Below are 19,737 nucleotides of genomic sequence, written 5' to 3'. Positions count from 1 at the left end.
CGTAGCGCTTGCTCGATGCGCTACGTACCCGTGGCCGGACCCTGAATCCGGCGCCGCAACAATACTTCCTTCGCCTGCGCCAGTTTCTCGACCAGTTCCGGTCCCCGGCTTAGCGCCACACCCACCGCGAGAATATCGCCGATCGCCAGATGCGAGACGCGCGAGGTCATCGGCGAAAAGATATCCGTGTCTTCGTCCACGTTCGCAAACAGGCCCACCGTCGCGAGCCGGGCGAGCGGCGAATTGCCGTGCGTGATTGCAATCACCTTCGCGCCCGCCGCCAGAGCAGACTTCACGGCGTCGACGATGTCGCGCGTGCGTCCGGTATTCGAAATCGCCACCACCACATCGCCTTCACCCAACAGCGCCGCGGACATCAAAAACGTATGCGGATCCGAATACGCGACGCTCGGCATACCCAAGCGAAAAAACTTGTGCTGCACATCCAGCGCGGCAATACCCGAACCTCCCGCACCGTAAAACTCGATGCGCCGCGCCTGCGCCAACAGCGCGATCGCCGCCGCCACGCTGTCCGACGACAGATTGTTGCGCACCTGGATCAGCGCGCCGATGGTCCGGTCGAGGACCTTCGCGGCGACGCCTGGCGTCGGCTCGTCCGGCCGCACATCGCGGTAGACGGCGGGCACTTCCGCAGCAATGCCTTGCGCCAGCCGGATCTTGAATTCGCGAAAGCCCGAAAAGCCGAGCGCATGACAGAACCGCGCGATGGTCGGCTGGCTCACGCCGGCGCGCGCGGCCACCTCGGTCATCGACAGATCGAGCACCTCGCGCGGCGCTTCGATCACGTAATCGGCCAGCTTGCGCTCGGACGGGCGCAGCTGCTCGCGCATCTCTTCCACCTGGGACAGCATCATTGGAAAACTCGCACTATGCTGAAGAATGCGTGGACTATATCTGATTGCCAGTAAAGGTACAAAAACTACATTTAGCGCTGTAGGTGTAATCCCCAGGTTTCGCGCATTCATCATTGATTGGCCGCCAGTAAAGCGATGCAGGCAGTTCCGAGATGCGGCGGTGCAGCAGGAGTCGTCGTTGCGATCGTGTAGTTTTTCTACTAATATTGCGACGTCGACTGTTTCGACATCCCCGCGATACCTGCTTGGCATAGCGCGCGTACGCCTCACGCCAGCGACGAAGGAGCTCCGATGGTTTCCCCGCATTCGCAATTGTTGAAGGTCACGCAACGCGTGGTCGAGCGCAGCAAGCCCACCCGCGAGGCGTATCTGGCCCGCATCGCACACGCGCAGGGCAAATTCCCGGCGCGCGGCGCGCTCTCGTGCGCCAATCTGGCCCACGGCTTTGCCGGCCTCGAAGGCAACGACAAGCTCGTCATCAAGCAGATCCGTCAGCCGAACATCGGCATTGTGTCGTCGTACAACGAGATGCTGTCCGCGCACGCGCCGTACAAAAACTACCCGGATATCATCAAGGAAGCCGCGCGTGAAAATGGCGGCGTCGCGCAATTCGCCGGCGGCGTGCCGGCCATGTGCGACGGCATCACGCAAGGCAACGCGGGCATGGAACTATCGTTGTTCTCGCGCGAAGTGATCGCGATGGGTGCCGCAGTCGCCCTGACGCACAACATGTTCGACGCGGCGCTGTGCCTCGGCATCTGCGACAAGATCGTGCCGGGTTTGCTGATCGGCGCGCTGCAATTCGGCCATCTGCCGACGATTTTCGTGCCGGCCGGCCCGATGGGAAGCGGCCTCTCGAACGATGACAAAGCCAAGACCCGGCAACTGTTCGCCACTGGCCAATGCGGCCGCGACGCGCTGCTCGAAGCGGAGGCCGCCGCGTATCACAGCCACGGCACCTGTACCTTCTACGGCACCGCGAATAGCAATCAGATGCTGATGGAAGTCATGGGCCTGCATCTGCCGGGCTCGGCCTTCGTGCATCCGCATACGGCGCTGCGCGACGCGCTGACCGCGCAGGCCGCGCGCCGCGTGCTCGATCTGACGGTGGAGCGCGGCAACTACATGCCGATCGGCCATGTGGTCGACGAGAAAGCCATCGTCAACGGCATCGTCGCGTTGCTGGCCACGGGCGGTTCGACCAATCACACGCTGCACCTCGTCGCGATTGCACGGGCGGCCGGCATCGTGATCGATTGGGACGACTTCGACACGTTGTCGCAAGCCGTACCGCTGCTCGCGAAGATTTACCCGAACGGCAAGGCCGACGTGAATCACTTCCACGCGGCCGGCGGCGTGGCGTTTCTCGTTCGCAATCTGCTCGAAGGCGGCTTGCTGCATGAAGACGTAAACACCGTCGCGGGCAAGGGTCTCAAGCACTACACGGAAGAGCCGAAGCTGCTCGACGACAAGCTGCAATGGGTGCCGGGCGCGCAGGCAAGCGAAGACACAGCGGTGCTGCGCGGCATCAAGGAGCCGTTCCAGCCGGACGGCGGCTTGCGTCTGATGCAAGGCAAGCTCGGTCGCGGCGTGATCAAGATTTCAGCGGTGACGGCGCAGCATCGCAAGGTGAAGGCGCCGGCCATTGTGTTCGATTCGCAGGAAGCCGTGCAGGAAGCTTTCGACAACGGCGAACTGAAACGCGACTTCATCGCCGTGGTGCGCTTCCAGGGCGCCCGCGCAAACGGCATGCCCGAGCTGCATCGTTTGACGCCGTTGCTCGGTGTGTTGCAGGATCAAGGTTTCCACGTTGCACTGGTCACCGACGGCCGCATGTCCGGCGCCTCGGGCAAGGTGCCGGCGGTGATTCACCTGTCGCCGGAAGCGTTGCTGCAAGGCCCGATCGGCAAAGTCCGCACCGGCGACATGCTGGTGATCGATGCGGAAGCCGGCGTGCTGGACATTGAAATCGATGCAGCCGAATGGGCGGCGCGCCCGGAAGCGGTGCCGCAGCATCAGGCGGAAAACGAAGTCGGCTTCGGCCGCGAATTGTTCGGCGTGTTCCGTGCGGCGGCAGCACCCGCGGAGCAGGGCGCCTCGGTGTTCGGCCCGATGGTCGGCGAGCGCCACGCGCACCACGGCGAGCAAGGCAAAGCACACACAAGCACCACTCAAGCCAGCCACGTGCTGCAGAAACAAGGAGTCTGACTATGACGTCGAAAAAAGTAAGCGATATCGTGCGCCTCGGCCCGGTGATTCCGGTGCTCGCATTCGACTCGGCCGAACAGGGCGAACATGTGTCGCGCGCGCTGTATGCGGGTGGCGTGAAGGTGCTGGAAATCACGCTGCGCACGGCGGCCGGTCTGGAAGCGATCCAACGCGCGAGCCAGTTGGCCGAAGACATTGTGGTCGGTGTCGGCACGATCACGAAACCCGAGCATTGCGCTCAGGCGAAGAAGGCGGGCGCACAGTTCGGCGTGTCGCCAGGTCTGACGAAGGACATGCACAAGGCCGCGCAAGATGCGGGTTTGCCGCTGCTGCCGGGCGTGATGACGCCAAGCGACATCATCGCAGCGCTGGAACTCGGCTACGAAATCGTCAAGTTTTTCCCGGCCCAACAGGCCGGTGGCGTGCCGATGCTGCAAGCCTTCTATGGCCCGTTCCCGACGTTGAAGTTCTGCCCGACCGGCGGCATTACGGCGGAAACCGCCATCAATTTCCTCGCACAACCGAACGTCGTGTGCGTGGGCGGCTCGTGGCTGACGCCGAAAGCGGCGCTCGCCGCGCAAAACTGGGACGAAATCACTCGCCTCGCCCGCGCCGCCAGCCAGTTGGCCGCGCCTGCCCACTAAGCCGAAACGTCACGCACTTAGCCCGTTATCAACGTGCTACGTCAAGGAGCCTCGTCGATACAGCCGGTCAGGCTGTCGCGGCGAGGCTTCTTTTCGATAAGCGCGCCGGATTCGCGCGCGTTTAGAGACAACAAACAGTAAAATTCAGCGTCCGCGCGGCAAGCCGGGTTTTCTGGCGCCGCTACAGGCCGCTACGAGACAAGGTGCCAGCCGTGTTCCGCACCGAGAATCAATAACGCAAAGGAGGAGCTTCATGGAAGCTGTCCACGGCAGCATGCTGCTGGTTTACGGAGTGATCGCCATCGCAGCGCTGATCCTGCTAATCACGCGCTTCAAGGTTTATCCATTTCTCGTCCTGATCATCGTCTCGCTACTGCTTGGGCTTGCGGCCGGCATGCCGATGAGCACGATCGTCAAATCCTTCGAAACCGGCAATGGCAATACGCTCGGTCACATCGCGGTGGTGGTGGGCCTCGGCACGATGCTCGGCAAGATGATGGCCGAATCGGGCGGCGCGGAGCGCGTCGCCACCACGCTGATCGACTGGTTCGGTGAGAAGAACATTCACTGGGCGATGATGTTCGTCGCGATCATCGTCGGCTTGCCGGTGTTCTTCGAAGTTGGTTTCGTGCTGCTGATTCCGATCGCGTTCAACGTCGCCAAGCGCACCGGCAAATCGCTGCTGCTGATCGGCTTGCCGATGGTCGCGGGGCTGTCCGTCGTGCACGGGTTGATTCCGCCGCACCCGGCCGCGATGCTCGCGGTGCAGGCGTATCACGCCGATATCGGCAAGACGATTGCGTATGGACTGCTGGTCGGTGTGCCGACCGCGATCGTCGCCGGTCCGCTGTTCGCGCTGCTGATTCATCGCCAGATCAAGCTGCCGGCGAACAATCCGCTCGCCGCGCAATTCACCGAGTCTCACGCGGAAGGGGTGAAGCGTGAGCTGCCCGGGTTCGGCATTACGCTGTTCACGATCCTGCTGCCGGTTATCCTGATGCTGGTCGGCAGTTGGGCCGATCTGGTGTTCACGCCGAAAACCCTGCCGAACGATCTGCTGCATTTTGTCGGCAACTCGGACGTGGCGCTGCTGATTGCGGTGCTGGTCAGCTTCTGGACCTTCGGGGCGAAGCGCGGCTTCAATCGCGAGCAGATCCAGAAGTTCTGCGGCGAGTGTCTTGCGCCGATCGCGGGCATCACGCTGATCGTCGGCGCGGGCGGCGGCTTCGGACGTGTGCTGATGGATAGCGGCATCTCGAAGGAGATCGTCGGTGCGGCGACCTCGGCGCATCTGTCGCCGCTGCTGCTCGGTTGGATCGTCGCGGCGATGATCCGTCTTGCGACCGGCTCGGCCACGGTGGCGATGACGACGGCGTGCGGCATCGTCGCGCCGATCGCCTCGGCCAGTGGCGTGCAGGTCACGCCGGAATTGCTGGTGCTCGCCACGGGTTCGGGTTCGCTGATCTTCTCGCACGTCAACGACGGCGGCTTCTGGCTGATCAAGGAATATTTCGGCATGACGGTGGGGCAGACGTTCAAGACGTGGTCGCTCTGCGAAACCATCATTTCCGTGTTGGGTTTGGCTTTGACTTTCGCGCTCGCGACGGTCGTGTAAGGAGTAGTTGATGATTCTGATCGCAATGGGCGTGTCGGGCGCCGGCAAAACGAAGATTGGCGAAATGCTGGCTGAGCGCCTGCACTGCGCATTCACCGACGGCGACGCGTTTCACAGCGCCGCTAACAAAGAGAAAATGCACCACGGCATTCCCCTCACCGACGAAGACCGCTGGCCGTGGTTGCAAACCATCCGTGCAGCGATTGAAGAGAAGCAGAAGGCGGGCGAGCAGGCGGTGTTCACGTGTTCGTCGCTCAAGCGCTCGTACCGCGACGTTCTGCGTGGCGGCGGCAACGGTGACAAGGACGTGTGCTTCGTCTATCTGAAGGGGTCGTACGAGGTGCTGCGCGACCGGCTGACCACGCGTACCGGCCATTTCTTCGATCCGTCGCTGCTGCAAAGCCAGCTCGATACGCTCGAAGAACCGGGCGCTGACGAGGCGATTACGGTGAGCATCGAGTTGTCGCCGGAAGAGATCGTCGATGAGGTGTTGAAGCAGATGACGACGCGTTGAGCGTTTTCGTCGCTCATGCGGCAGGATGAAAAAAGGCGCTCCGAGGAGCGCCTTTTTTGTGCCTGAGCGATGCCTGAGGCAACGACGTAATGGCTGAGCTTAAGCGATCCGCTTCGCCAGTTCCACCGCCTTGCCGATATACGACGCCGGCGTCATCGCGAGCAAGCGATCCTTCGCGTCCTGCGGAATCGCCAGGCCGGTAACGAACGTCTGCAACGCTTCGCGCGTGATGCCCTTGCCGCGCGTCAGCTCTTTCAACTGCTCATACGGGTTCTCGATGCCGTAACGGCGCATCACCGTTTGCACCGGCTCGGCCAGCACCTCCCAGCAGTTGTCGAGGTCTTCGTTCAGACGCTGTGCATTGACTTCGAGCTTGTCGAGACCGCGGATCAGCGAGTCGTACGCGAGCAGCGAGTAGCCGAACGCGACGCCCATATTGCGCAGCACCGTCGAATCGGTCAGGTCGCGCTGCCAGCGCGATACCGGCAGCTTGTCGGCCAGATGGCGCAGCGTCGCGTTGGCGAGGCCGAGGTTGCCTTCCGAGTTTTCGAAGTCGATCGGATTGACCTTGTGCGGCATCGTCGACGAACCGATTTCGCCGGCCTTCGTACGCTGTTTGAAGTAACCGACCGAGATGTAACCCCACACGTCGCGATCGAGGTCGAGCAGGATCGTGTTGGCGCGCGACACGGCGTCGAACAGTTCGGCCATGTAATCGTGCGGCTCGATCTGGATCGTGTACGGATTGAACGTGAGCTTCAGACGCTGTTCGACCACTTCACGCGAGAACGCTTCCCAGTCGAACTCCGGATAGGCGGACAGATGCGCATTGAAGTTGCCGACCGCGCCGTTCATCTTGCCCAGCAGTTCGACCTTCGCGACGCGGTCGATCGCGCGTTCGAGACGCGCGGCGACGTTGGCGATTTCCTTGCCGAGCGTGGTCGGGCTGGCCGGTTGGCCGTGCGTGCGCGACAGCATCGGCTGTTCGGCGTGCGCGTGCGCCAGCGCGACGAGGCGCTGATGCACCGAGCGCAGCGCCGGCAGAATGACGTGCTCGCGTGCGCCGGCCAGCATCAGGCCGTGCGACGTGTTGTTGATGTCTTCCGAGGTGCACGCGAAGTGGATGAACTCGCTTGCGCGCTCCAGTTCTTCCTGACCCTTCACCGATTCCTTCAGCCAGTACTCGACCGCCTTCACGTCGTGATTCGTCACGCGTTCAATGTCCTTGATGCGCGCGGCGTCGTGCGCGGTGAAGCGCTCGGCCAGTTGCAGTAGGAATTGTTCTGAGGCGTCGGAAAAGCGCGGCACTTCGGCGAAACCGGCACGCGACAAGGCGATCAGCCAGTGGATTTCAACCGTCACGCGATTACGCATGAACGCGGCTTCCGAGAGCCAGTCGCGCAGGGCTTCGGTTTTCGACGCGTAACGGCCGTCGAGCGGGGAGAGCGCGTTCAGCGCGAACAGGGTGTCGGGGCGGGTGTCGGACATGATGGGGGCGTGGCGGCTCAGTGAGCGGATCGGGAACGGAGGGAACCGCGAATTTTACCACCGCGCGGCTGTTTGCCCGATTCCGGGATCGATCTGGCTACGAACCCGGCCTGCGCCAGGTAAGCTTCGAACCCGTGTTAAAGCCGTGCTAACGCCCCGGCGCTACGGCCGCGCCGCTAGAATGCTGACTTCTTCTCTCCCCGCTGGCAGCAGGCTTTCGCATGGAACTGAAATGGCTCGAGGACTTCGTTTCGCTCGCGGAAACGCGCAGTTTCAGCCGTTCGGCCGAATTGCGGCATGTCACGCAGCCGGCGTTTTCGCGGCGGATCCAGGCGCTGGAAGCGTGGCTCGGCACTGAATTGATCGACCGTTCGGTCTACCCGACGCGGCTGACCGCGGCTGGCCAGGTGTTCAACGAGCAGGCGCTCGCGATGCTGTCGCAGTTTCACGAGGCGCGTGCGCTGCTGCGCGGACACACGGCGACACCCCAGGCGACCATCGAGTTCGCGGTGCCGCACACGCTGTCGCTGACCTACTTCCCGCGCTGGCTGCAACGCATCGAAGCGCAGATGGGGCCGATCCACACGCGGCTGCGCGCGCTGAACGTGCACGACGCGGCTTTGTCGCTGGTGGAGGGCGGCTGCGATCTGATGATGGGCTATCACCATCCCAGCCACCCGGTCGCGCTCGATCCGGCGCGCTACGACATGCTGACGCTCGGCAATGAGCCGATCAGCCCGTTCTCGGCGCCGGGCCGCGCGGGCCGGCCGCGTCACACGCTGCCCGGCAGCGCCGACGCGCCGACGCCGTATCTGTCGTACACGCCGAACGCGTACCTCGGCCGCATGACCGAGGTGATCCACGCCAACGCGCCCGAGCGCCTTTACCTCGACCGGCTGTACGAAACCGACATGGCCGAGGGGCTCAAGGCGATGGCGCTGGCCGGCCACGGTATCGCGTTCCTGCCGCACAGCGCAGTGGAAGACGCGGTCGCCGACGGCAAGCTGATCCGGCTGGATCGCGCGACACGCGGCACGCCGGAAGGACAGCTCACGCTGACCATGGAGATCCGCCTGTATCGCGACAAGCTGGCGGCGAAAAGCGACGATGCGCGGCAGATACTCGTGCGTCAGTTGTGGGACCTGGTGTCGGAGGAACTGGCGCAGCGCGCTGTCTGAAACTGCCCGCGTACGACGTCAAATTGCGAGTTCTTGACGATTATGCAAAAAAAACATAATCGGATAAGGAAACGGCATTGGATTTCAAATTGGCGTTTTTCGACAATGGCGGCATTCGATCAACGCCGGAGCGTTCATGTCTTCCCAGCAGCCAGTCGCACAATCCGCCTCATCGTTGCAGTCCATCCCGTCCTACCTCAATAGCGACGACCTCGGCCCGTGGGGCAACTACCTGCGCCAGGTCGACCGCGTCGCGCCGTACCTCGGCTCGCTGTCCCGCTGGCTCGAAACCCTGAAGCGCCCGAAGCGCATTCTGATTGTCGACGTACCTATCGAACTCGATAACGGCACGGTCGCGCACTTCGAAGGCTATCGCGTGCAGCACAACGTGTCGCGTGGTCCAGGCAAGGGTGGCGTGCGCTATCACCAGGACGTGACGCTGTCGGAAGTGATGGCGCTGTCGGCGTGGATGTCGGTCAAGAACGCTGCTGTGAACGTGCCGTACGGCGGCGCGAAGGGCGGTATCCGTGTCGATCCGCGCACGCTGTCGCGTGGCGAACTGGAGCGCATGACGCGCCGCTACACGAGCGAAATCGGCATCATCATCGGACCCAACACCGACATCCCCGCGCCGGACGTGAACACGAACGAGCAGATCATGGCGTGGATGATGGACACGTACTCGATGAACCAGGGCCAAACGGCCACGGGCGTCGTGACCGGCAAGCCGATCACGCTCGGCGGTTCGCTGGGCCGCCGCGAAGCGACGGGCCGCGGCGTGTTCGTGGTCGGTTGCGAAGCGGCGCGCCGCATCGGCTTCGACATCGAAGGTGCGCGCATCGCCGTGCAAGGCTTCGGTAACGTCGGCGGGATTGCTGCACGTCTGTTCCAGGAAGCGGGCGCTAAAGTGGTCGCGGTGCAGGATCACACGGGTTCGCTGTACAAGTCGAGCGGTATCGATGCGGGGGCATTGCTCGAGCACGTCGTGAAGACGGGCGGTGTCGGCGGTTTCCCGGAAGCCGACACGATCGCTAACGAAGAATTCTGGACCGTCGAATCGGACATCCTGATTCCGGCCGCGCTGGAAAACCAGATCACCGAAAAGAACGCCGGCAAGATCAAGACGAAGATCATCGTGGAAGGCGCCAACGGCCCGACCACCACCGCAGCGGACGACATTCTGCACGATCGCGGCATCCTCGTGATTCCGGACGTGGTGGCCAACGCGGGCGGCGTGACGGTGTCGTACTTCGAATGGGTGCAGGACTTCTCGAGCTTCTTCTGGACCGAGGACGAGATCAACCAGCGCCTCGAGCGCGTGATGCGCGAAGCATTCGCCGCAGTGTGGCAAGTGTCGAGCGAGCAGCATGTGTCGGTGCGGACCGCGGCGTTTATCGTGGCCTGTAAGCGCATCCTGCAAGCGCGCGAAATGCGCGGCCTGTATCCCTGATCTGTTTGCGTGAAACGGCCGGTCCGCCACCCTGCGGGCCGCTGCGAATCCTTGCTTTGACGCGGTTCACAAGACTGCGTGTATGACCGGCGGGCGGCATCGTATCGATGCCGCCCGCCTTCGCATATCCGGAAAGGTTGACCGATCGGCCGGAAGCGCTGTAAACCTGTAGCGGCGTGCGCCCCGGAGGAAGTCCCCTTGGGGGATTGGCGGACACGCAACAAACATGGTTTATAGCCATACTTTCAGAATAATTACTTTGCTAAACTGGCGCCGGTTCTTGCCAAGGAGATCACAAATGAAGGTTAAAAAAGCTGCGCTGCTGCTCGCGACTCTCGGACTGTTTACGGTTGGCGCGCATGCGCAAGACGCCGGTACGCTGAAAAAGATCAAGGACACGGGCGTGATTTCGCTGGGTCACCGCGAATCGTCGATCCCGTTTTCGTACTACGACGACAAGCAGAACGTCATCGGTTACTCGCAAGAATTCGCGCTGAAGGTGGTGGACGCGGTCAAGGCCAAGCTGAACATGCCTAACCTGAAGGTCAAGCTCACGCCTGTCACGTCGCAAAACCGTATTCCGCTGGTGCAGAACGGCACTGTCGACATGGAATGCGGCTCGACCACCAACAACGCCGAGCGTCAGCAACAAGCTGCATTCTCGAACACGATCTTCGTGATCGGCACGCGTTTGATGACCAAGAAGGATTCGGGCGTCAAGGACTGGGCCGACCTGAAGGGCAAGACGGTCGTGACGACCGCCGGTACCACGTCCGAGCGTATCCTGCGCAAGATGAACCAGGATAAGAGCATGGGCATGAACATCATCAGCGCGAAGGACCACGGCGAGTCGTTCCTGACGCTCTCCACCGGCCGCGCTGCCGCGTTCATGATGGACGACGCGCTGCTGGCAGGCGAACGCGCCAAGTCGAACAACCCGGGCGATTTCGTGATCGTCGGCACGCCGCAATCGCATGAAGCGTACGGCTGCATGATTCGTAAGAACGATCCGGAGTTCAAGAAGGTGGTGGACGACGCGATTGCGAAGGTCGAAACCTCAGGCGAAGCCGATCAGATCTACAAGAAGTGGTTCGAATCGTCGATTCCGCCGAAGGGCCTGAACCTGAACTTCCCGGAAAGTGACGACATCAAGGCGCTCTACAAGAGCCCGAATGACAAGGCTATCGACTAAACCTTAGCTGTTTATTTTGAAACGCTGAGCGAAACGGAAGGGGCCACACGCTTCTTCCGTTTCTTTTTGCTGGAGTCTTGCTCATGTCATATCACTGGAACTGGGGCATTCTGCTGAGTCCGGTCTCCACCGGCGAGCCGACCACCTATCTGGGCTGGCTGATGTCCGGCTTCTGGGTGACGATCACCGTGTCGCTGTCGGCATGGGTGATCGCGCTGATCGTCGGATCGCTCTTCGGTGTGCTGCGTACGGTGCCGAACAAATGGGCGTCCGGCATCGGCACGGTCTACGTCGCGATTTTCCGTAACATCCCGCTGATCGTGCAGTTCTTCATCTGGTATCTGGTGATACCGGAGTTGCTGCCGGTGTCGATTGGCAGCTGGTACAAGCAATTGCCGCCGAGTGCGCAGTTCTTCTCGTCGTCGATTGTGTGTCTTGGGCTCTTCACCGCCGCGCGGGTGTGCGAGCAGGTGCGCTCGGGCATCAACGCGTTGCCGCGCGGCCAGCGCGCCGCGGGTCTGGCAATGGGTTTCACGCAATGGCAGACGTACCGTTATGTGCTGCTGCCGGTCGCGTACCGGATCATCGTGCCGCCGCTCACGTCCGAGTTTCTGAATATCTTCAAGAACTCGGCGGTCGCGTCGACCATCGGTCTGCTGGATCTGTCCGCACAGGCGCGCCAACTGGTCGACTACACGTCGCAGTCGTATGAGTCGTTTATCGCTGTCACGCTGGCGTATGTGCTGATTAATCTGATCGTGATGCAACTGATGCGCTGGGTCGAACACAAGACCCGGTTGCCCGGCTATATCGGAGGCAAGTGATGCACCATTTCGACTGGAGCGGTATTCCGGGCGCACTGCCTACGCTGTGGACCGGCGCCATCGTCACGGTCAAGATCACGTTGATCGCGATCGTGATCGGCATCATCTGGGGCACCCTTCTCGCGATCATGCGGCTGTCGCCGTTCAAGCCGTTCGAATGGTTCGCGAAGGGCTACGTCACAGTGTTCCGCTCGATCCCGCTGGTGATGGTCCTGCTGTGGTTCTTCCTGATCGTGCCGCAGGTGCTGCAGAACGTGCTTGGGCTTTCGCCGGATATCGATATCCGGCTCGCGTCGGCGATGGTCGCATTTTCGCTGTTCGAGGCGGCGTACTATTCGGAGATCATCCGGGCGGGTATCCAGGCGGTGCCGCGCGGGCAGGTCAATGCGGCGTTTGCGCTTGGCATGAACTACCCACAGGCAATGCGCCTCATCGTGCTGCCGCAGGCGTTTCGCGCGATGGTGCCGCTGTTGCTTACGCAAGGTATCGTGCTGTTTCAGGATACGTCGCTCGTCTACGTGATCAGCCTCGCCGACTTCTTCCGCACCGCCACGAATATTGGCGACCGTGACGGTACGAACGTTGAAATGGTACTGTTCGCGGGCGCGTGTTATTTCGTGATCTGCGTGATCGCGTCGAGCCTCGTCAAAGGTCTTCAGAAAAAGGTCGCAAGATGATCTCTATCAAGAATGTTTCGAAGTGGTACGGTCACTTTCAAGTACTGACCGACTGCACGACGGAAGTCAAAAAAGGTGAAGTGGTGGTGGTGTGCGGCCCGTCGGGCTCGGGCAAGTCCACGCTCATCAAAACCGTGAACGGCCTCGAGCCGTTCCAGAAGGGCGAAATCGTCATCAACGGCCAGTCGCTCACCGACAAGAAAACCAATCTGTCGAAGCTGCGTGCGAAAGTCGGTATGGTGTTCCAGCACTTCGAACTGTTCCCGCATCTGTCGATCGTGCAGAACCTGACGCTCGCGCAGGTGAAGGTGCTCGGCCGCTCGAATGACGAAGCCACGACCAAGGGCTACAAGCTGCTCGATCGCGTCGGTCTGCGTGCGCATGCGGATAAGTTTCCGGGGCAGTTGTCGGGCGGTCAGCAGCAGCGTGTGGCGATTGCACGCGCGCTGTCGATGGATCCGATCGCGATGCTGTTCGACGAGCCGACCTCCGCGCTCGATCCGGAAATGATCAATGAAGTGCTCGACGTGATGGTCGAACTCGCGCAGGAAGGCATGACAATGATGTGCGTCACGCACGAAATGGGCTTTGCGAAGAAGGTCGCGCACCGCGTGATCTTCATGGACAAGGGCTTGATCGTGGAAGACGACCGCAAGGAAGACTTCTTCGCGAACCCGAAGTCGGATCGCGCGAAGGATTTTCTGGCGAAGATCCTGCACTGAGGTTTGCTCGCGGCACGTTGTGCCGCTTTCGTCCTTCGGCAGAAAAAAAGCCGCTTCGGAAGAAGCGGCTTTTTTTGTTTGGTGCTCGCTTGCGTGAGTTCGGGGATTAACGCACCGGGATCAGGATTCGAACGCAGCAGCGTCGTCCGCCGCTTCCAGATCGACTTCCGACTCTGTCAATGCTGACGCCGCGATCGTCGTTGCCGAAGCCGATGCATCCAGCGCCGGGTTGCGCAGCTTCTCGAGCACAGAAGGCGGTACCGGCACATTGACGCGGCCGATCACCTCGCCATGCTGGAACATCATCAGATCGCCGGGGTTGAACGCGGTCCACACTTCGTTATCGGTGAGCGGTTGCGTCGCAATCACGGCGACACGGTCTTCCGGCGTCGTGTATTTCGCGAAATCGATCGACACGTCTGCATCGACAAGATGGGCGGTCGAGAACGGCCAGCGCCGTACGATGAAGTGCAGATGCGTCGAGCAATGCGCGAACAACGCCTGGCCGTTGGACATCAGGAAGTTGAATACGCCGAATTGCGTGATCTCGCGCGTGAGCGTTTCCAGTGCCGCGAACAGTTCTTCGAGCGGTGGCTGGCAGCCGGGGAAAGCCTTGCGCAAACCCTGCAGCAGCGCGCAAAACGCCAGCTCGCTATCGGTCGTGCCGACCGGCTGATAGACGCCCGTCAGCGTTGGCGAATAACTTTTCAGGTCGCCGTTGTGCGCGAAGATCCAGTGACGCCCCCACAACTCGCGCATGAACGGATGGCAGTTCTCCAGCAAGATGTGCCCTTGCGTCGCCTTGCGGATATGCGCAATCGTGTTCTTCGATTTGATCGGGTAGCGCTTGACCATCTCGGCAATCGGCGAGGTGGCCGACGATTGATGGTCGATGAACAGGCGGCAGGCCTTGTCTTCGAAGAAGGCGATGCCCCAGCCGTCCGCATGGTGATCGGTGACGCCGCCGCGCGCCGCAAAGCCGGTGAACGAGAACGTGACGTCCGTTGGCGCGGCGCAGTTCATTCCAAGAAGTTGGCACATGTTGCGGGTAAGCCTGTGAACGGGGCGAGCCGTTACAATGATGATTTTCCAAGCATATCACCGAGCCAGAACCGCCAAATAGCAAAATTGACGTGTGTTCAGGCCGCAACACCGCGGTTTGTTGCGGTTTGCAGCCGTCGATTGGCTTTGTCGCCGAGGTTCGTTCCCCTCTCGCCATGACTGCTTCCAACGCTTCCCTCGATTCCCTCACGCTCGCTCGCCCGGACGATTGGCACCTGCACGTCCGCGACGGCGAGATGCTTGCCGCCGTGCTGCCGGACACCGCGCGCCAGTTCGGCCGCGCGATCATCATGCCGAACCTGAAACCACCGGTCACCACCACCGCGATGGCGCAGGCGTATCGCGAGCGGATCGTCGCCGCGATTCCCGCCGGCGTGAAGTTCGAACCGCTGATGACGCTGTATCTCACTGACAACACGCCGCCCGACGAAATCCGCCGCGCGCGCGAAAGCGGTTTTGTGCATGGCGTGAAGCTTTACCCCGCAGGCGCGACGACCAATTCGGACGCGGGCGTCACCGACATCATGAAGTGCGCGAAAACGCTCGAAGTGATGCAGGAAACCGGCATGCCGCTGCTGGTGCACGGCGAAGTGACAGATTCGTCGATCGATCTGTTCGACCGCGAGAAAGTGTTTATCGATCGTGTGATGACGCCGCTGCGCCGCGAGTTTCCGGCCCTGAAAGTGGTGTTCGAGCACATCACCACGAAGGATGCAGTCGACTACATCCGCGAAGCCGGCGTGGCTCCGGGGTTGCTGGGCGCGACGATCACCGCGCACCATCTGCTGTACAACCGCAATGCGATCTTCCAGGGCGGCATCCGTCCGCATTACTACTGCCTGCCGGTGCTCAAGCGCGAGACGCATCGCGTGGCGCTGGTCGAGGCGGCGACTTCGGGCAATCCGCGTTTCTTCCTCGGCACGGATAGCGCGCCGCATCCGAAGGGCCTGAAGGAGCACGCGTGCGGCTGCGCGGGCTGCTACACGGCGCTGCACGCGCTCGAACTGTATGCGGAAGCGTTCGACAAAGCGGGCGCGCTGGATAAGCTCGAAGGCTTCGCGAGCTTCTTCGGGGCGGATTTCTACGGCCTGCCGCGCAGCGCAGAAAAGGTCACGTTGCGTCGCGAGGAATGGACACTGCCCGCTGAGTTGCCGGTCGGCGATACGCCGGTCGTGCCGTTGCGTGGCGGCGAGTCGATTGGCTGGCGGCTGGTCTGAGGTTGGAGCAGATGCAGGTGATGCAGGTGCAGGAGGCGGCGCGCGTGGGTTTCGCCGATATCGACTGGTCGAAACCGTGGTTCGCGCAGTTTGCCGAGCGCGGCGCCCGCTGGCAGCAGGCCGCGCTGACGAGCTACGCGGCTTTGCTCGATGAAATGAACGCGGATGCTGGCGCGATGCAGCAGCGCACCGGGCGCGGCCAGCGCCTGGAGTTCATCGCGCAGGACGATTTGCCGCCGGGCGCGGCTTACGAGGCGCACATCGCGTCGACCGGCTGCGTGCCGACTCGCCACAATCTGCATGACTTCTTCAACGCGTCGATGTGGTTTGCGTTTCCGCGCATCAAGGCGGCGCTGAACGCGCGTCAGTCTGCGGCAATCGACGTTTTAGGCGTCGGCCCGACCCGCGGCGGCGTGCGCGATACGCTGACTCTATTCGACGAGAACGCGTTGCTGTTCGCCTGCGCGGATCCGGCATTGAGTGCCGCCTTGCGCGGATTCGACTGGCAGACGCTGCTGGTCTCGCGGCGTGACGCGTGGGGCGCGCATTGTGAAGTGCGCTGCTTCGGGCATGCGTTGCTGGAAAAACTGATCGCGCCGTTCAAGGCTTGCGCGGGTCACGCCTGGATCGTCGACGTACCCGCCGAATACTTTGGGTGGGCCGCCTTCGCGCGCGACGCGTGGCTAGACGAAACGGTCGGCACCGCGCTGCTGAATACCGAAGCATTGACGAGCCGCCTGTTCGCGCCATTACCCGTGCTGGGCATTCCGGGCTGGTGGCCGGACAACGAATCGCCCGCGTTTTACAACGACGCCTCGGTGTTTCGCGCCGGCCGCCGTTCGCGCTAAGACCTCAGCGGGCCAAGCGCGGCTCCGTACGCGACGACGCCCATTCGGCTATTTCCACCGCGCAAGCGGCTTGCCGCTCGTCGCGGTGGTAAAATCCGCTCCAGCAAAGCGGGCCAGGCAGTCGCGGCCTCTGCGGCTTCGGCCAAAGAGGGCGAGGAAAGTCCGGACTCCACAGGGCAGGGTGATGGCTAACGGCCATCCGTGGTGACACGCGGAACAGGGCAACAGAAAGCAAACCGCCGATGGCCCGGCGCAAGTCGGGATCAGGTAAGGGTGAAACGGTGCGGTAAGAGCGCACCGCGGCTGCCGCAAGGCAGACCGGCACGGTAACCTCCACCCGGAGCAATTCCAAGTAGGCAGGCGCGCATCTTCGAGATGCAGGACGGGGCCCCCGTCTCGTCTGCGGGTAGGAAGCTTGAGCGCGTCAGTAATGGCGCGCCTAGAGGAATGGCTGCCACGCGCGTCGCGTTTTCGGACGTTGCGCGTGCACAGAATCCGGCTTATCGGCCCGCTTTGCCACCCAATGAAAAATGCCGGCGTCCACACGGGCGCCGGCATTTTCTTTTTGTGCGCTCCTCCTCCGGCTACTTGCACCGGAGCCGACGCGCCGCGCTTAGCCCGCGACGATATCGAACGAGTGCGACAGTTCGGCGGTTTTCGCGATCATGATCGACGCCGAGCAGTATTTGTCGTGCGACAGATTGATCGCCCGTTCCACGGTAGCCGGATTCAGATTCTTGCCGGTCACGGTGAAGTGGAAGTGGATCTTGGTGAACACCTTCGGATCTTCGCTCGCGCGTTCCGCCTTCAGCGTCACCGAGCAGCCGGCGATTTCCTGGCGGCTCTTCTTCAGGATCATCACGACGTCGTACGCCGTGCAGCCGCCCGTGCCGAGCAGCACCATTTCCATCGGACGCGGCGCAAGATTGCGGCCGCCGCCTTCCGGCGCGCCGTCCATCGTGACCAAATGGCCGCTGCCCGTCTCGGCTGCGAAAGCCATCCCGTCTTGCCCCATCCAGCTAACTTTGCATTCCATGCTGTGCTCCACCGCGCTTCGCTTATTCGAGACGGCATTGTAGCCCGGCGTTTGCGTGTCCGCCCGGAGGGACTTCGGCGGGAAATTATGCGCAATGACGGCTTGCGTGTTGCGGTGCGGCATGTTCAGCTGGTTCGGGAATGCCCTGAAGGGTTTAGGGGTTTTACTCTAGTCGATGTCTGCCTGCGTGGCCACCCTGGGAGGATCTTGTGCTTGATTTAAAAGAGGATTTCCTGCGTGACGGCCGACCTTTGTGTTTCCCATATAGTGAAATCGTATTTCGCAATGCAAATGTTCTTGCATCGCACAAGGGTGCCTCATATAATCCATTCCATCGGTTGCAGCAGTTCTGCAACCTCCGCTGTCTCCTCCACCTCCTCCTTTGGTGGATTAAACCCGAACCGCTCGTTCGGGTTTTTTTTCGTCTTCACTTTTGCCTTCGAGGCACGGTTTCACGGCCCGGCACGAAGGCTGGATGGCTACTGTCCTGGCGTACCTGCGCAACACCCCTGTCAGTTCAGGCAGTCGCAGATTTTGACTTGACGTCACAAATTCCTTTATAATCCAAGGCTTTTCCGCATCCGCGCCCGCGGAGGAAGAACAGGGAGAGCCTGCACGCGCCTCGATGCGCACACTACAAGCAGGAAAAAAACATTGGGCGCAGCAATTTTTTTGGATCGATCATGAAGACGTTTTCCGCAAAAGCCCATGAGGTGACGCGCGAATGGTACGTGATTGACGCGACGGATAAGGTTCTCGGGCGTGTCGCCAGCGAAGTGGCACACCGTCTTCGCGGCAAGCACAAGCCTGAATTCACTCCCCACGTCGACACCGGTGATTTCATCATCGTTATCAACGCCGGCAAGCTGAAAGTCACGGGCAACAAGGCTACTGACAAGAAGTACTATCGCCACTCGGGTTACCCGGGCGGTATCTATGAAACGACGTTCGGCAAAATGCAAGAACGCTTCCCGGGCCGTGCGCTCGAGAAAGCGGTCAAGGGCATGCTGCCGAAGGGCCCGCTCGGCTACGCGATGATCAAGAAGCTGAAGGTCTACGCCGAAGCAACGCATCCGCATTCGGCGCAACAGCCGAAAGCGCTCGAGATCTAAGGGGAGCCCACATGATCGGTAACTGGAATTACGGCACGGGCCGCCGCAAGAGCGCCGTCGCACGTGTGTTCATCAAGGCAGGCAAGGGCGATATCGTTGTGAACGGCAAGCCTATCGCCGATTACTTCTCGCGCGAAACGTCGCTGATGATTGTGCGTCAGCCGCTGGAACTCACGAACCACGGCGTTACATTCGACATCAAAGTCAACGTGACGGGTGGCGGTGAAACGGGTCAAGCCGGTGCGGTTCGCCACGGCATCACCCGCGCGCTGATGGACTATGACGCAACGCTGAAGCCGACGCTGTCGAACGCTGGCTTCGTGACGCGTGATGCTCGTGAAGTCGAACGTAAGAAGGTCGGCTTCCACAAGGCACGCCGCAGGAAGCAATTCTCGAAGCGTTAATCGCTTCGGGGGCGATCCGGCTCTTGGGCCGGAGCGCTGCAAAAGCCGCCGACGCTTTCGCGAAGGCGGCTTTTTTTATGGGTTTTTCTCCCGGTTTTTGCGTTGGCCATTTCGTTGTTGCGGCGGCCGTTTGGCACGCGCAGGCAGGCTGGCGGCGGCTACGGCGCCGCCAAACGATTTTCCTGGAAGAACCCATTGATTTTGTGGGCTTCAGCACGATATCGAGATCAGCCCTACAATAGCGGCTAGAAGCTTTTTGGAGAGTTCGAATGAACGCAGTCACCGATACACCCGTGACCGAGATGCCCGCCCCTTTCGTTTTCACCGACGCAGCGGCTGACAAGGTCAAGCAACTGATCGAAGAAGAAGGCAATGCGGACCTCAAACTGCGCGTTTTCGTGCAAGGCGGTGGCTGCTCGGGCTTTCAATACGGTTTTACGTTCGACGAAGCCGTCAACGAAGACGACACCGTCATGAACAAGAGCGGCGTCCAGTTGCTGATCGATTCGATGAGCTACCAGTATCTGGTCGGCGCAGAGATCGACTACAAGGACGACATCAATGGCGCGCAGTTCGTCATCAAGAACCCGAATGCCTCGACCACCTGTGGTTGCGGTTCGTCGTTCTCGGTTTGATGGCAGCGGTTTGATGCCCCTTTGGGCAACAGGTTG

General features: G+C 61.5%; 19 protein-coding genes and 1 other RNA gene. 16 read left to right on the top strand and 4 right to left on the bottom strand.

What is annotated here, in order from left to right:
* Positions 1-20: 20 nt before the first annotated feature.
* On the bottom strand, positions 21-875 hold the full coding sequence (locus AC3WOG_RS17930) for a MurR/RpiR family transcriptional regulator (RefSeq protein ID WP_492579215.1): 855 nt from the start codon (positions 873-875) through the stop codon (positions 21-23).
* Positions 876-1,166: 291 nt separating this feature from the next.
* On the opposite strand from AC3WOG_RS17930, the gene edd reads away from it, so the two are divergent.
* The 4 genes from edd to AC3WOG_RS17910 all read left to right on the top strand — a co-directional run bounded on the left by edd (position 1,167) and on the right by AC3WOG_RS17910 (position 5,856).
* Entirely contained in the window at positions 1,167-3,083 is a 1,917-nt protein-coding gene (edd, locus tag AC3WOG_RS17925) for a phosphogluconate dehydratase (RefSeq protein WP_492579214.1), read from the top strand.
* 2 nt (positions 3,084-3,085) lie between these two features.
* A complete protein-coding gene (eda, locus tag AC3WOG_RS17920; RefSeq protein WP_492579213.1) occupies positions 3,086-3,727 on the top strand; it encodes a bifunctional 4-hydroxy-2-oxoglutarate aldolase/2-dehydro-3-deoxy-phosphogluconate aldolase in 642 nt (213 codons plus the stop codon).
* 253 nt (positions 3,728-3,980) lie between these two features.
* Positions 3,981-5,342, top strand: coding sequence for a GntT/GntP/DsdX family permease (locus AC3WOG_RS17915; RefSeq protein ID WP_341314303.1), 1,362 nt, complete (start codon positions 3,981-3,983; stop codon positions 5,340-5,342).
* Between the two features lie 10 nt (positions 5,343-5,352).
* Positions 5,353-5,856 (top strand): gluconokinase, encoded by a 504-nt coding sequence (locus AC3WOG_RS17910; RefSeq protein ID WP_492579212.1) that lies wholly within the window; start codon positions 5,353-5,355, stop codon positions 5,854-5,856.
* Between the two features lie 99 nt (positions 5,857-5,955).
* Here the strand turns inward: AC3WOG_RS17910 and purB are convergent, their stop codons facing one another.
* Positions 5,956-7,344: an adenylosuccinate lyase gene (purB, locus tag AC3WOG_RS17905; RefSeq protein WP_492579211.1), complete on the bottom strand. Its 1,389-nt coding sequence runs from the start codon at positions 7,342-7,344 to the stop codon at positions 5,956-5,958.
* A gap of 221 nt (positions 7,345-7,565) precedes the next feature.
* On the opposite strand from purB, the gene AC3WOG_RS17900 reads away from it, so the two are divergent.
* The 6 genes from AC3WOG_RS17900 (at position 7,566) to AC3WOG_RS17875 (ending at position 13,387) form a co-directional block, all read left to right on the top strand.
* Positions 7,566-8,522, top strand: coding sequence for a LysR family transcriptional regulator (locus AC3WOG_RS17900; protein WP_492579210.1), 957 nt, complete (start codon positions 7,566-7,568; stop codon positions 8,520-8,522).
* Positions 8,523-8,658: 136 nt separating this feature from the next.
* Positions 8,659-9,972 (top strand): Glu/Leu/Phe/Val family dehydrogenase, encoded by a 1,314-nt coding sequence (locus AC3WOG_RS17895; RefSeq protein ID WP_492579209.1) that lies wholly within the window; start codon positions 8,659-8,661, stop codon positions 9,970-9,972.
* A 298-nt stretch (positions 9,973-10,270) separates the two neighbouring features.
* Complete coding sequence (locus tag AC3WOG_RS17890) at positions 10,271-11,164, top strand: glutamate/aspartate ABC transporter substrate-binding protein (RefSeq protein ID WP_492579208.1); 894 nt, start codon at positions 10,271-10,273, stop codon at positions 11,162-11,164.
* A gap of 83 nt (positions 11,165-11,247) precedes the next feature.
* On the top strand, positions 11,248-11,988 hold the full coding sequence (locus AC3WOG_RS17885) for an amino acid ABC transporter permease (RefSeq protein WP_492579207.1): 741 nt from the start codon (positions 11,248-11,250) through the stop codon (positions 11,986-11,988).
* Complete coding sequence (gene gltK / locus AC3WOG_RS17880; RefSeq protein ID WP_492579206.1) at positions 11,988-12,665, top strand: glutamate/aspartate ABC transporter permease GltK; 678 nt, start codon at positions 11,988-11,990, stop codon at positions 12,663-12,665. The genes AC3WOG_RS17885 and gltK overlap by 1 nt, the downstream gene beginning before the upstream one ends.
* A complete protein-coding gene (locus tag AC3WOG_RS17875) occupies positions 12,662-13,387 on the top strand; it encodes an amino acid ABC transporter ATP-binding protein (protein WP_492579205.1) in 726 nt (241 codons plus the stop codon). The genes gltK and AC3WOG_RS17875 overlap by 4 nt, the downstream gene beginning before the upstream one ends.
* Positions 13,388-13,507: 120 nt before the next feature.
* Here the strand turns inward: AC3WOG_RS17875 and AC3WOG_RS17870 are convergent, their stop codons facing one another.
* Complete coding sequence (locus AC3WOG_RS17870) at positions 13,508-14,428, bottom strand: class II glutamine amidotransferase (RefSeq protein WP_492579204.1); 921 nt, start codon at positions 14,426-14,428, stop codon at positions 13,508-13,510.
* Positions 14,429-14,604: 176 nt separating this feature from the next.
* Between AC3WOG_RS17870 and pyrC the strand changes: the two genes are divergently transcribed.
* The 3 genes from pyrC to rnpB all read left to right on the top strand — a co-directional run bounded on the left by pyrC (position 14,605) and on the right by rnpB (position 17,033).
* Positions 14,605-15,666 carry a dihydroorotase gene (gene pyrC, locus AC3WOG_RS17865; RefSeq protein ID WP_492579203.1) on the top strand — a complete coding sequence of 354 codons (1,062 nt, stop codon included), beginning with the start codon at positions 14,605-14,607 and terminating at the stop codon, positions 15,664-15,666.
* 20 nt (positions 15,667-15,686) lie between these two features.
* Positions 15,687-16,514: a DUF3025 domain-containing protein gene (locus AC3WOG_RS17860; RefSeq protein ID WP_492579833.1), complete on the top strand. Its 828-nt coding sequence runs from the start codon at positions 15,687-15,689 to the stop codon at positions 16,512-16,514.
* Positions 16,515-16,619: 105 nt separating this feature from the next.
* Positions 16,620-17,033: RNase P RNA component class A (gene rnpB, locus AC3WOG_RS17855), an RNA gene on the top strand.
* Positions 17,034-17,127: 94 nt separating this feature from the next.
* Here rnpB and AC3WOG_RS17850 read toward each other — a convergent pair.
* Positions 17,128-17,550 carry an OsmC family protein gene (locus AC3WOG_RS17850; protein WP_429283720.1) on the bottom strand — a complete coding sequence of 141 codons (423 nt, stop codon included), beginning with the start codon at positions 17,548-17,550 and terminating at the stop codon, positions 17,128-17,130.
* Positions 17,551-18,233: 683 nt separating this feature from the next.
* Between AC3WOG_RS17850 and rplM the strand changes: the two genes are divergently transcribed.
* From rplM to erpA, 3 genes are all read left to right on the top strand, one after another.
* Positions 18,234-18,662, top strand: coding sequence for a 50S ribosomal protein L13 (rplM, locus tag AC3WOG_RS17845; RefSeq protein WP_020069304.1), 429 nt, complete (start codon positions 18,234-18,236; stop codon positions 18,660-18,662).
* An 11-nt stretch (positions 18,663-18,673) separates the two neighbouring features.
* Positions 18,674-19,066: a 30S ribosomal protein S9 gene (gene rpsI / locus AC3WOG_RS17840; protein ID WP_341314315.1), complete on the top strand. Its 393-nt coding sequence runs from the start codon at positions 18,674-18,676 to the stop codon at positions 19,064-19,066.
* A gap of 269 nt (positions 19,067-19,335) precedes the next feature.
* Complete coding sequence (erpA, locus tag AC3WOG_RS17835; protein WP_029968241.1) at positions 19,336-19,701, top strand: iron-sulfur cluster insertion protein ErpA; 366 nt, start codon at positions 19,336-19,338, stop codon at positions 19,699-19,701.
* Positions 19,702-19,737 lie beyond the last annotated feature (36 nt).

The organism is Paraburkholderia sp. FW306-02-B (assembly GCF_058782725.1).
Note: the sequence above shows the minus strand (reverse complement) of the source record. Positions and strands in the feature narration are given on the sequence as shown.